Raw genomic sequence first — 11,559 nt, forward strand, 5'->3', positions numbered from 1 at the left:
TGCAATTCGCCCCCCACGGTCAGTATGGACGGCGCGACCGACGTCGGGCGTCCCGACGGGGGCGTGTCTCGCGGAAAAGAGGACCGCGGACAGGACACGGGCGATCCCGACGTCGCCGACCCCGTGGCCCCGGCCACCCTCCGGAGAGGAAACCCGATGCGCACCGTCCTGCGCCGCCCCGAGTTCCGCCTGCTGTTCGGCGCGTTGCTGGCCAGCATGGCCGCCGAGTCGATCCTGCTGCTCGCCCTCGCCATCTGGGTGAAGGACCTGACCGGCTCCGACGGGCTGGCCGGGGCGACGATCTTCGCGATCATCGCGCCGATGGTGCTCGCGCCGTTGGTCGGCTGGGCGGTCGACCGGTACCCCCGGCGGCCCTTCTTCATCGCCGCGAACCTCGCCACCGCCATCCTGCTCACCCCGCTGTTCACCGTCTCCGACAGCGCGGACGTCCGGGTCATCTACGTGGTGGCGGCCCTGTACGGGCTGTCGTACCTGACGTTGAGCGCGCTGCTCAGCGGGCTGATCCGGCAACTGGTCCCGGTCGAGCTGCTGGCCGACGCCAACGGCGTGCTGCAGACCGTGCGGCAGGGGCTGCGGCTGATCGGCCCGCTCGCCGGGGCCGCGCTCTACGCCGCCGTCGGCGGCTGGCTGCTGACCGCGCTGGCGATGACCGGCTTCGTCGTGGCCGCCGCCGTGGTCGCCCTGCTCCGGGTGCCCGAGACGCCGTCGGCCGGCGGCACCCTGCGGTGGTCGGCCGAGCTGGGGGCCGGGCTGCGCCACCTGGCCGGCGAGCCGGCGCTGCGCCGGGCGCTGCTCGGCTACGGCCTCGGCTCGCTGGTGATGGGCTTCACCGAGTCACTGATCTTCGCGTACGTCGACGACGGGCTGCGCCGCGACGCCGCCTTCGTCGGCGTGCTGGTCACCGTGCAGGGCGTCGGCGGGCTGGTCGGTGGCCTGTTCTCCGCCGCCGTGGTGCGCCGCGCGGGCGAGGTGGGAGCGTTGGCCACCGGGGTCACCCTGTTCGGCCCGGCCGCGTTCGCCCTGGCGTACCCGAACCTGGCGTTGGGCTGCGCGGCGCTGCTGCTGGCCGGGGCCGCGCTCCCGCTGATCACGGTGGGGCTGAACACGCTCATCCAGCGGCGTACCCCGGCGGGCCTGCTCGGCCGGGTTACGACGGCGTCGGAGGCCCTGGTCAGCGGACCCCAGGCGGTCTCCATCGGCGCAGGCGCGCTGCTCGTCGGCGTGTTCGACTACCGGCTGCTGTTCGCCCTGGTCGGCCTGACCACCACGGCCGCCGGCATCTTCCTGTGGCGGGGCCGCCAACTCTCCACCCCCACCCCGATGGTCCGCATCCCACTCCAACGCCGCCCGCCCGCCCCGACCACCCCCGCCCCGACCACCCCCGCCCCCCGCCCCACCCCCTGACCCCACCCCCGCAAATACACGGAAAGAGTGGCCATTCCAGGTGGAGTGGCCACTCTTTCCGTGAAAGTGCACGCGCCCGGAGGGCGCGGCGTGAGGGTCAGCCGGACAGGGCGGCGAGGTGTTGTTTGACCTGGGTGATGGACGGGTTGGTGAGGGCGCTGCCGTCGGCGAAGCGCAGCGTCGGCACGGTCTGGTTGCCGCCGTTGACCTGCATCACGAACTCGGCCGCCTTCGTGTCCTGCTCGATGTCGACCACCTGGTACGCGATGCCCTCCCGGTCGAGCTGCGACCTGAGCCGGTGACAGTAGCCGCACCACGGGGTCGAGTACATCGTCAACATGATCGGGGTCCTCCAAGGTCCGTTCCGCCCGTCCGGTCAGGCCAGGCTAACCGCTGCAACATCAGCGGGAGCTGAGATGATTCCTCGCTGTGGGGGTTCACTCAGCGTCGGAACGGGTGCTCGCCGGGCTGGACCCGGAGCAGCGCGCCGCGGTGACCGCCCCCGCCGGTCCGGTCTGCATCCTGGCCGGGGCCGGCACCGGCAAGACCCGGGCGGTCACCTCGCGCATCGCCCACCGGGCGCTGACCGGCGAGGTGTCCCCCCGGCACGTGCTCGCGGTCACCTTCACCGCCCGCGCCGCCGCCGAGATGCGGGCCCGGCTCACCGCCCTCGGGGCGCAGGGCGTGCAGGCGCGTACCTTCCACGCCGCCGCGCTTCGCCAGGTGCGCTACTTCGCCCCCCGGCTGCTGGCGGGCCGGGCGATGCCCGAGCTGCTGGACAGCAAGGCCCGGGTGGTCACGCTCGCCGCCGCCCGGGTCGGCCTGCGGGCCGACCGGGCCGCCGCCCGGGACCTGGCCGGCGAGATCGAGTGGGCCAAGTCGTCCCTGGTCGAGCCGGGGGAGTACGTCGTCGCGGCGGCCAAGGCGCTGCGCGACACGCCGCACGAGCCGGCGAAGGTGGCCGAGGTGTTCGTCGCGTACGAGAGGCTCAAGCGGGCCAACGGGGTGATCGACTTCGAGGACATGCTGCGCGCCGCCGTCTGGGGCATCGAGGAGCACCCGGACGTCGCCGAGCAGGTCCGCACCCAGTACCGGCATTTCGTGGTCGACGAGTACCAGGACGTCAACCCGTTGCAGCAGCGGCTGCTGGAGGCGTGGCTGGGCGGCCGGGACGACCTGACCGTGGTCGGCGACGCCAGTCAGACGATCTACTCGTTCACCGGGGCCACCTCGGCGTACCTGGTCGACTTCCCGCGCCGGCACCGGGGCGCCACCGTCGTCCGGCTGGTCCGGGACTACCGCTCCACCCCGCAGGTGGTCGGGCTGGCCAACGCCGTCATCTCCCAGGCCCGGGGCACCGAGGCCCGGCTGCGGCTGGAGCTGCGCGGGCAGCGCCCGACCGGCCCCGAACCGGAGCTGCGGATCTTCACCGACGAGCCGGCCGAGGCCGCCGCGGTGGCGACGCGCTGCCGGGCCCTGGTCGACGCCGGCACCCCGGCCCGGGAGATCGCCGTGCTGTTCCGCACCAACGCCCAGTCCGAGGCGTACGAGAAGGCGCTCACCGAGGCCGAGGTGCCGTACGTGGTGCAGGGCGCCGAGCGGTTCTTCGAGCGGGCCGAGGTGCGCCAGGCGATGGTGGCGCTGCGGGCCGCCACCCGCTCGATCCCCGGCGAGACCCCGCTGCGGGCCGCCGTGGTGGAGGGCCTGTCGGCGGTCGGCTGGGCCCCGGACGCCGCCCCGGCCGGCGGCGCGGCCCGGGAGCGGTGGGAGGCGCTGGCCGCCCTGGTCCAGCTCGCCGAGGAGTACGCGGCCAGCCCGCCGGTGCTGCCGATCGGCGAGGCCGCCGCCGTGGAGCGCCCGGTGACGCTGGCCGACTTCAACGACGAGCTGGCCCGCCGGGCCGCCCAGCAGCACGTGCCGACCGTGGAGGGGGTGACCCTGGCGTCCCTGCACTCGGCCAAGGGCCTGGAGTGGGACGCCGTCTTCCTGGTCGGGCTCTCCGAGGGAACCCTACCCACCACGTACGCCCGCACCGCAGAGCAGGTCGAGGAGGAGCGCCGGCTGCTCTACGTCGGGATCACCCGGGCCCGCGAGTGGCTCTGGCTGTCGTACGCGGTGGCCCGCTCGCCCGGTGGGCGGGCCCGGCGGCCGTCGCGGTTCCTGCCGCAGCTCGACCGCTCCGGCGGCGGGACCGAGCGGGCCGGGGCCGGTGCGGCGACCAAGCGGGTGGAGCGTCGTCGCCCCCAGGTGGTCTCCTGCCGGATCTGCGGCGCGACCCTGCTCGCCGGCCCGGACCGCAAGCTCGGCCGCTGCCCGACCTGCCCGTCCGACATCGACCAGGACCTGTACGAGCGGCTGCACGACTGGCGGGCCCGGATGGCCGGATCGCAGAAGGTCCCGGCGTACGTGGTGTTCACCGACGCCACCCTCGTCGCGCTGGCGGAGCGGCGACCGGGCCGGCCCGAGGAGTTGATCGCGATCGCCGGCATCGGCCCCCGCAAACTCGGCCTGTACGGCGAGCCGGTGCTGGCCCTGGTGGGGGGCGCGGCGGTGGACGACGTCTGCCCTGAGAAAACTTTCGAAATCGAGCCGTAAAATCGTTTGCCCTCGCCCCCGGGCGAGGAATAGCCTCAGGACACACCTCGCGAGCAGCGCCATTCCGGCTGCTCACGGGGCTGGAGACCAGTCGACTTCGAGGAAACGTCAGGGAGGTGTCACCAATGGAGATCTTCTTCACCTATGAGCGCCCGGCGGCGATGCCCGCTGTCGTCGCTCCGCTGTCGGCTGTCCGGGTGGCCCTCGCCGCGCGACCGTCGTCTCCGCAGGTGCACCAGGTCCGGGTTCAGGCCGAGCTGAATCTGACCGTCGCGCCGCTGACTGGAGTCGAGGGGACCAGTGGCTTCACGGGCATGGACATCGCTGGCGCCAAGAAGCGCACGGATGTTCGCGGCGTTCCACCTCGAGGTAGACCGGTCTGATCACCAGACCAACCGGCTCTCCTCGAGGCCGCGGAACCCGCTACCGGGATCCGCGGCCTCAGTTTTTTGCCCGCCCGTAGTACGTCGGAAGTCTGATCCACCAGATCGAAGTGAGAGAGAGGTGACCGGGAGATGAGTCTGGCGTTGGCCCCCATCGACGTGAGCGTCGAGCTGGAGGCGAACCTGCCCTGCCGGAAGTTCGACCCCGACCTGTGGTTCTCCGACTCACCCACCGAGCTTGAGCTGGCCAAGTCGCTCTGCGGGGACTGCCCGCTGCGCGTCGAGTGCCTCGCCGGGGCGGTGGAGCGGGCCGAGCCCTGGGGCGTCTGGGGTGGCGAGATCTTCGAGCGTGGCGCGGTCGTTCCGCGCAAGCGGCCCCGGGGCCGCCCGCGCAAGGAGGACGTCGCCCGTGACGCCGTGCTGAAGGTCGAGGCCGAGGCGCGCCTGGCGGCCACCGGGCTGTCCTCGTCGCGTAACACCGTCCGGCTTGCTGCCTGACACACCCGATCCGCACCATCCCCCGCCGGTGCCACACCGGCCACGAGAGAGCTGAGACACATGCTGCACCTGCCGAACGGAACCATCGAGATGCAACTACTCCACGAAGCGTTGTCCCGGGCCCGAATGCCCCGGCCTCAGGCCGGTCGTACCACCACGAGCACTGAGGCAACCCGATCCGCCCGTACCGTCGTGATGAGCAGCCGCAGCCAGTCGGCTCGCGACCTGGGCGTTCTGTAAGCGAACACGAAACACGCGGGGGCGTGTCGGCCGGTCGGCCGACACGCCCCCGCGTCGTCGACCGGTCCCGGCCCGCGGTTCGTGCCGCCGGTCCCGGCCGCCGGGGATCAGCGGCCGGGTCAGGCCACCGGGGCGAAGCCCGGCAGCCAGCGCTCCAGGATCGACCGGTACGGCGCCTTGGCCTCAAGCTGGCAGAGCACCCCGATCGAGCCGAGCGTCACCCGGTGGATCAGCAGGTACGACGGGGGCAGGTTGAGCTGCCGGCTGAGCTGGTACGCCGGGGAGCGGGGGCTGGCCAGCCGGGTCGCCTCGGCCCGCAGCCAGGCCCGGGTGAACCGGAACTCCTCCTCCGCGACCGGGGCCAGCATGGGCCGGATGAAGTCCAGCACGGCCTGGGCGTCGATCGGCTCGGTCGGGCTGACGAAGCCCTCCTCCCGCAGGCCCTTGACCACGGCGTCCGCCTCGCCGCGCAGCACCAGCCCGGCGAGCCGGCCGATCGGCTCGGGGGTGCCCTCCGGCATCCGGGCCACCGCGCCGAAGTCGATCACGCCGAGCCGGCCGTCGGGCAGCAGCCGGAAGTTGCCCGGGTGCGGGTCGGCGTGCAGCAGACCGGCCCGGGCCGGCGCGGACAGGTGCAGGATCGCCATCAGCCGGCCGGCCTCGTCGCGCTGCTCCTCCGTGCCCGCCCGGATGATCTCGGCCAGCGGGATGCCCTCGATCCACTCGGTGACCAGGACCCGGGGGGTGGCCGCGAGCACCGCCGGGATGAAGATCTCCCTGTCGTCCGCGTACGCGGAGGCGAAGGCGCGCTGCGACTCGGCCTCCAGCTCGTAGTCCAGTTCCTCGGTGATCCGCTCGCGCAGCTCGACAAGCAGCGGCTTCACGTCCAGCCCCGGCTGGATCGCCCGGAACATCCCGCCGAGGCGGGAGAGCTGCTTGAGGTCGGCGAGCAGCGCGTCGCCGGCCCCCGGGTACTGGATCTTGACGGCCGCGTCGCGGGGCGCCCCGCCGGCCGGGTCCCGCCAGACGGCCCGGTGCACCTGCCCGATGCTGGCCGCGGCGGCCGGGGTGTCGTCGAACTCGTCGAAGTGCTCCCGCCAGGCCGGGCCGAGCTGCTCGGCGAGCACCTTGTGCACGGTGGCCGCGGGCAGCGGCGGCGCGGCCTCCTGGAGCTTGGTGAGGGCCTGCCGGTAGGGGGCCGCCACCTCCTCGGGCAGGGCCGCCTCGAACACCGACAGCGCCTGGCCGAACTTCATCGCCCCGCCCTTGAGCTGTCCGAGGACGCTGAACAGCTGCTCGGCCGTGCGCTGCTGGATCTCGGCGGAGATCACGTCGGAGGCCAGCCCGGTGACGCGCTTACCCATGCCGAGGACGGTCCGGCCGGCGAAGCCGAGCGGCAGAGCGGCGAGTTTGGCGGTCCGGGACACGGCCCGGCGCGGGATGTCGGTCACTCGGCCATTGTTACCGACTCGGCGGCCCCGCGGCTGCTCCGTGGCCGGGCTGGGCCGCTCACCTCCCGGATCGGGGTGCCACGCGCCCGCCGGCCGGCCCCGCCGGACCGCCACGGCCGGCACCGACCCGTCCACCGGCACCGACCTGTCCGCCGGTACCGACCTGTCCGCCGGCTCCGCCGGAACCGTCGCGGTTGGTCAGCGACCCCGCCCGGCGCAGCGGCAGGACGGGTGGGGCGGCCAGGTACGCCGGCGCAGCCGGCCGGGGCCGGTCACCTCCACGGCGCAGCCCAGGGTCTCCGGCGCGCCGCCGTCGAGGTGGGCCAGCGCCTCGGCGACGGCGTACCCGACCGCGGTGAGCAGGGTGGCCGTGCCGCAGGACTGGTCCGGCGCGTCGGCGGCGAGCTGGGCCGCCAGCGCCGGCCACCCCGGGTCCCGCTCGGTGCGGTACAGGTCGACGCAGCGCAGGCAGGGCCCGGCGGGCGGGCGGACGAGCGGGCCGACCGTCGGCACCCCCTCGCGCAGGGTGAGCAGCAGGTGCGGCTGGCGACGCTGGGCGAACCCGGCCGCGAGCAGGGCGGCCGGCCGGTCGACGCCGAGCTGGAGCACGAGGTCGGGCCGGCTGCGGTGCAGCGGGCGGGTGGCGGTGCCGGGGGCGGCCCGGTCCACCGCGGCGCGTACCGCCGGGGCCAGCGGGTGCCCCAGGTCGGCGGCGGCCAGCCCGGTGCCGACCAGGTCGGCCGGGCGTACCGACCCGGCCAGGTCCGGATGCACGTGTCCCACCCCGGCCTGGGCGAGCGCGACGGCGACGGGAGCGCCCAGCCGGCCGCCACCGGTCACCAGCACCCGCGCCGTCCGGCGCCGCCGCAGCACCTGGGCCGGCGTGCCGGGCAGGGCGGGCGCGGCCAGGGCCAGCGCCCCGGCCTCGGCGGCGAGGCGGTGCCGGGCCGGGCCGGCGAGGTCGCGGGGGAGCAGCGTGTGCGCGGGTACGACCAGCCCGGCGTCGCGCAGCGCGTCGAGCAGCCCGCGCGCCTCGTCCGGCGGCACGTCGACCTCGGCGGCGTGCGCGAGGACGAGCCGTTCGCTGCGGGTGCCGTCGAGCAGGTCGAGTACCCGGACGGCGCGGGGGTTGGCCACCTCGACGAGGACGGCGCGGTCCGATCCCAGCCCGAGCTGGAGGGTGTGCCGGTCCCGCCACAGGCGGGTAAGGCCGGGCAGCAGGACGGGCCGGGGCAGCGTGGGACGGCTCATGACGACGAATCGTGACCGAGTCCCTGCTGTCCGTCGATCGTTGTCCACAGATGCGCACCGCCCTGCCCAGGGCTGTCCACAGGACTGGCCGGGTTATCCACAACCGGCCGGTAACCATGTCGGTCAGCCGACACCACGGCTGGCAGCGGAAACGCGACGGGGGAGGGCGGCCACGGCCGCCCTCCCCCGTACCGGACCCGTACGGGTCAGACCTTCGCTTTGCCCAGGATGCGGTTCACTGTTGTGCCGCACACCGGACACTTGCCCTTGGCCATGTTCATCCCGGTCTTCGAGACCTCGACGTGCCCCTCGAAGTCCCGCTTCTCCTTGCACTTGACGCAGTAACCGTTGTAGGTCTGGGCCTGGTCGGCCACGGGTGCCCTCCTCGTCTCGTCCGCCGGTCAATCCGGTTCCGGCGGTTGCCCGGCGGCGGGCCACGCGGGGCGCCGGCGCTGGGTCTTTTCTCCGCGGCCACCCTCGTGACCGCTGGTCCGCGGACCCTACCCAGGTCTGGGCGGTTCCATGTCAGCCGTGCTTCGACACTGTGAGCAAGTCGACGTCGAGAGTGTGCATGCCGAATTAGGTCGGATAAGTCAGTTTGGCGGGGACACGCCGGGTGAAACCACCCAGATGCCCCGCGAGGTGGCCCCCGGGAGGCGGTCGGGGCGGTGATCACCTACGGTGGGGGCGAGCCGGTGGGTCGCCCGGCGCGGGGCCCTTGACCCGTCACGGAGCGTCTTCGTGACGGTCCGCAAGGATTTTTTTCGGGACTCCTGGTCACCAACCATGACTTTCCGGGCGCGTGTCGTGGTGTTGACTCTTGCGGACCCCTGGTCAGTACCCATTAGCTTTCCTTCGTGACAGCAAATCGAGGCTGCGCGGCCCACTGATGGCGGGGGCGCGGAAGCCGGTCGTCGAGGTACGGCGCAGCCAGCGCCGGCGACGTACGGTGTCCGCCTACCGCGACGGTGAACGCGTCGTGGTGCTCATCCCCGACCAGTTCTCCCGGGCCGAGGAGACCGAGTGGGTCGACCGGATGCTGGCCCGGCTGGAGGCCCGGGAGGGGCGCCTCGCCCGCTCCGACGACGAGCTGTTCAACCGCGCCACCCGGTTGCGCAGCCTCTACTTCGCCGAGTACGGCGACCGGGCGGTGCCGTCGAGCGTGCGTTGGGTGACCAACCAGAACGGTCGCTGGGGCTCCTGCACCCCGGCCGACCGGACCATCCGCATCTCGCACCGGATCCAGGACATGCCCGACTGGGTGATCGACTACGTCCTGTTGCACGAGCTGGCCCACCTCATCGTGCCCAGCCACAACGCCCGGTTCTGGGCCCTGGTCGGGCGCTATCCCAAGGCCGAGCGGGCCCGGGGGTACCTGGAGGGCGTCGCCGCCGCCTCCGGCGGCCCGTTGACCGACTGAGCACCGGCGTCGCCCGGGCGCTCGGAACCGGACAGTCCCCTTGATCGACTCGATGTCACCGACATCGGGGCCATCGGGTGCCCGGAGGGTGCGATGTCAGTGACGTTGCGCCGGCCCCACCCGGTGCGGGCGCGCGGTGGTGCGGCCGACGGCCTAGGGTCGGTGCGTGGCCCGACGTGTGGTGGTGGCGTTGCTCGGACCGGTGGCGTGGGCGCCGCCGGGGATCGACCCGGTGGCCTGGCGGGCCGCGCTGGCCGAGGACGTGGTGGACCTGCTCGCCACGCTCCAGGAGGTGGAGACCGCGATCGCGGCCACCCCACAGGACCGGTCGTTGGCCGAGGCCGTCGTCTGGCCAGGGATGGCCGTGCACGAGGTGCCCGAGGCCACCGGCACCGCCGTCCTGGCCGCGCTGACCGGGTACGACCAGGCGGCCGTCGTGGCCGCCGACGCCCCGGACCTGCCCGGCCTGACCGTCGGCAAGCTGCTCCGCCCACTGACCACCCGGCCGGTGGCGGTGGCCCCCGCCGAGGGACCGGGCCCCGGCCTGCTCGGCGTCGCGTCCCGGCTGCCCGTGCCGGGATGGCTGCCGGAGGTCGACCTGGACGTCGCGCTCCCCGCGGACGTGCGGCGGGCCGCCCCGCAACCCGGTGACGTGGCCGTCACCGCCGCCTGGCGACGGATGCGCGGCCCCGCCGACCTGGCCACCCTCGACCCCGCCGTCGAGGGCTGGGAGGCGACCCGCGCCCTGCTCTCCGGGCACCGCTGACGCCAGCCGCCGACCCGCGCGGGGCGGCTCCGGCTGGCCGAGGCTTGTGCGCCGGGTGACCGGCCAGCCGCCGACCCGCGCCGGGTGGCTGCCGTCGCCGACCAGCCCCGCGCGGCCCCGCGACCGGGCGGGGTTCGGCCCGTCCGCAGCGGCTGGCGCGGACCAGCCCCCGCCCGGCTGGCGCAACAGGCCGAGGGCCACCGACGCGGCTGCGTCAACGGCCCCCGGGTGCGCTCGCGGCGGTCAGGACTCCTCGGCGTCGTCCCCGGTGCCCTCGGGACGCGGACGGGGCGAGCCCGGGGCCTGCTCCGCCGGCCCGCCCGGCGCGCTGAAGTCGAAGTTGGCCAGCTCGTCGTCGAGGTCGAGCCGGGCCGTGGCGAACGCCACCGGGTCGGCGAAGTCGTCGTCGGAGGGGAGCAGGTCGGGGTGTCCCCAGACGGCGTCCCGGCCGGAGATGCCCCGGTGCTCGGTCAGCGCCGCCCACAGGGCCGCCGCCTCGCGCAGCCGGCGCGGGCGCAGCTCCAGCCCGACCAGCGCCGCGAACGTCTGCTCGGCCGGCCCGCCGGCCGCCCGCCGCCGACGGAACGCCTCGCCGAGCCGGACGACGTTGGGCAGCCGCTCGCCGGCGGCGTCGTCGACCACGTGGCAGACCCAGCCCTCCACCAGGGCGAGCGCGGTCTCCAGCCGGGCCAGGGACGCCTTCTGCGCCGGGGTGTCCTCCGGGGTGAAGATGCCCTCCAGGGCGATCGCCTGCATGGACTCCGGGTCGGTCGGGTCGACCCGGCCCATGGCCTCCTCGATCGCCTCCCGGTTGACCCGGATGCCCGAGGCGTACGTCTCGACGGCGTTGAGCACGTGCCCGCGCAGCCACGGCACGTGCTCGAAGAGCCGCTGGTGGGCCGCCTCGCGCAGGGCGACGTAGAGGCGCACCTCGTCCTCGGGCAGCTCCAGGCCCTGCCCGTACGCCCGGATGTTGGCCGGGATCAGCGCGGCGGTGCCGGCCGGGCCGAGCGGGAGCCCGATGTCGCCGGCGGAGAGCACCTCCGCGGCCAGCGAGCCGAGGGCCTGCCCGAGCTGCCCGCCGAACAGCGCGCCGCCGAGGGTGGCCATCATCGACTGCATGGGGCCGAGCTGGGCCCGCGCCTCCGGCGGCACCAGGTCGCCCATCGCGCCGACCATCCGGCTGGCCACCGGGTCGCAGAGCTTGCGCCAGACGTCCAGGGTCTTGTAGATCCACTCGTTGCGGTTCCACGCCAGCGAGCTGCGGATCCCCGTCGGCCAGGCGGTGACCGGCTCCAGCCAGAGGTCGGCGAGGCGCAGCGCCTCCTCCACCGCGTGCCGCTCGTGCGGCGACACCGCCGGGTCGCCCGCGGCGGCGAGCTGGCTGGCGGCCACCTGCCTGGCCAGGTCCCAGTTGACCGGCCCGCTGCCCGGCGCGGAGAGCAGGTGCTGCAACTGCGACATGAACTGCTGCATCTGCGCGGGATCGTTGGGGTCTGGTGGTTGCCCACCCGGGAGCGCGAAACCGAA

The 11,559-nt window shown here is 74.3% G+C and carries 11 protein-coding genes; 6 read left to right on the top strand and 5 right to left on the bottom strand.

The features are described from left to right. Nucleotides 1–156: 156 nt before the first annotated feature. On the top strand, nucleotides 157–1,425 hold the full coding sequence (locus tag OOK41_RS07525; RefSeq protein ID WP_266263537.1) for an MFS transporter: 1,269 nt from the start codon (nucleotides 157–159) through the stop codon (nucleotides 1,423–1,425). 97 nt (nucleotides 1,426–1,522) lie between these two features. Here OOK41_RS07525 and OOK41_RS07530 read toward each other — a convergent pair whose 3' ends face one another. Next, a complete protein-coding gene (locus OOK41_RS07530) occupies nucleotides 1,523–1,765 on the bottom strand; it encodes a mycoredoxin (RefSeq protein WP_117665287.1) in 243 nt (80 codons plus the stop codon). A gap of 89 nt (nucleotides 1,766–1,854) precedes the next feature. Here OOK41_RS07530 and OOK41_RS07535 point away from each other — a divergent pair, with 89 nt between their 5' ends. The 3 genes from OOK41_RS07535 (at nucleotide 1,855) to OOK41_RS07545 (ending at nucleotide 4,901) form a co-directional block, all read left to right on the top strand. Further along, nucleotides 1,855–4,020 carry an ATP-dependent DNA helicase UvrD2 gene (locus tag OOK41_RS07535; RefSeq protein ID WP_266263538.1) on the top strand — a complete coding sequence of 722 codons (2,166 nt, stop codon included), beginning with the start codon at nucleotides 1,855–1,857 and terminating at the stop codon, nucleotides 4,018–4,020. 125 nt (nucleotides 4,021–4,145) lie between these two features. Continuing rightward, nucleotides 4,146–4,403: a hypothetical protein gene (locus OOK41_RS07540; RefSeq protein ID WP_117665289.1), complete on the top strand. Its 258-nt coding sequence runs from the start codon at nucleotides 4,146–4,148 to the stop codon at nucleotides 4,401–4,403. Nucleotides 4,404–4,535: 132 nt separating this feature from the next. Beyond that, nucleotides 4,536–4,901, top strand: coding sequence for a WhiB family transcriptional regulator (locus tag OOK41_RS07545; RefSeq protein ID WP_117665290.1), 366 nt, complete (start codon nucleotides 4,536–4,538; stop codon nucleotides 4,899–4,901). A 359-nt stretch (nucleotides 4,902–5,260) separates the two neighbouring features. Here OOK41_RS07545 and OOK41_RS07550 read toward each other — a convergent pair whose 3' ends face one another. The 3 genes from OOK41_RS07550 to OOK41_RS07560 form a co-directional block, all read right to left on the bottom strand. Next, entirely contained in the window at nucleotides 5,261–6,592 is a 1,332-nt protein-coding gene (locus tag OOK41_RS07550; RefSeq protein ID WP_117665292.1) for an AarF/ABC1/UbiB kinase family protein, read from the bottom strand. 198 nt (nucleotides 6,593–6,790) lie between these two features. Continuing rightward, on the bottom strand, nucleotides 6,791–7,843 hold the full coding sequence (locus OOK41_RS07555; protein WP_266263539.1) for a hypothetical protein: 1,053 nt from the start codon (nucleotides 7,841–7,843) through the stop codon (nucleotides 6,791–6,793). A gap of 206 nt (nucleotides 7,844–8,049) precedes the next feature. Continuing rightward, on the bottom strand, nucleotides 8,050–8,217 hold the full coding sequence (locus OOK41_RS07560) for a DUF5679 domain-containing protein (protein ID WP_007464795.1): 168 nt from the start codon (nucleotides 8,215–8,217) through the stop codon (nucleotides 8,050–8,052). Between the two features lie 515 nt (nucleotides 8,218–8,732). Here OOK41_RS07560 and OOK41_RS07565 point away from each other — a divergent pair. Both OOK41_RS07565 and OOK41_RS07570 read left to right on the top strand, forming a co-directional pair. After that, nucleotides 8,733–9,263 (top strand): M48 family metallopeptidase, encoded by a 531-nt coding sequence (locus tag OOK41_RS07565; protein ID WP_117665294.1) that lies wholly within the window; start codon nucleotides 8,733–8,735, stop codon nucleotides 9,261–9,263. 166 nt (nucleotides 9,264–9,429) lie between these two features. Beyond that, entirely contained in the window at nucleotides 9,430–10,029 is a 600-nt protein-coding gene (locus OOK41_RS07570; RefSeq protein WP_266263540.1) for a hypothetical protein, read from the top strand. 243 nt (nucleotides 10,030–10,272) lie between these two features. Here OOK41_RS07570 and OOK41_RS07575 read toward each other — a convergent pair whose 3' ends face one another. Further along, a complete protein-coding gene (locus OOK41_RS07575) occupies nucleotides 10,273–11,505 on the bottom strand; it encodes a zinc-dependent metalloprotease (protein WP_165878025.1) in 1,233 nt (410 codons plus the stop codon). Between the last annotated feature and the right edge of the window lie 54 nt (nucleotides 11,506–11,559).

Origin of the sequence: Micromonospora sp. NBC_01655 (assembly GCF_026339755.1) — a bacterium.
Classification (GTDB): domain Bacteria; phylum Actinomycetota; class Actinomycetes; order Mycobacteriales; family Micromonosporaceae; genus Micromonospora.

Coding starts and splice junctions, on each gene's coding strand:
- OOK41_RS07555 (WP_266263539.1), bottom strand. CDS start 7,843: ATGAGCCGTCCCACGCTGCCCCGGCCCGTCCTGCTGCCCGGCCTTACC.
- OOK41_RS07575 (WP_165878025.1), bottom strand. CDS start 11,505: ATGCAGCAGTTCATGTCGCAGTTGCAGCACCTGCTCTCCGCGCCGGGC.
- OOK41_RS07545 (WP_117665290.1), top strand. CDS start 4,536: ATGAGTCTGGCGTTGGCCCCCATCGACGTGAGCGTCGAGCTGGAGGCG.
- OOK41_RS07540 (WP_117665289.1), top strand. CDS start 4,146: ATGGAGATCTTCTTCACCTATGAGCGCCCGGCGGCGATGCCCGCTGTC.
- OOK41_RS07530 (WP_117665287.1), bottom strand. CDS start 1,765: ATGTTGACGATGTACTCGACCCCGTGGTGCGGCTACTGTCACCGGCTC.
- OOK41_RS07525 (WP_266263537.1), top strand. CDS start 157: ATGCGCACCGTCCTGCGCCGCCCCGAGTTCCGCCTGCTGTTCGGCGCG.
- OOK41_RS07565 (WP_117665294.1), top strand. CDS start 8,733: ATGGCGGGGGCGCGGAAGCCGGTCGTCGAGGTACGGCGCAGCCAGCGC.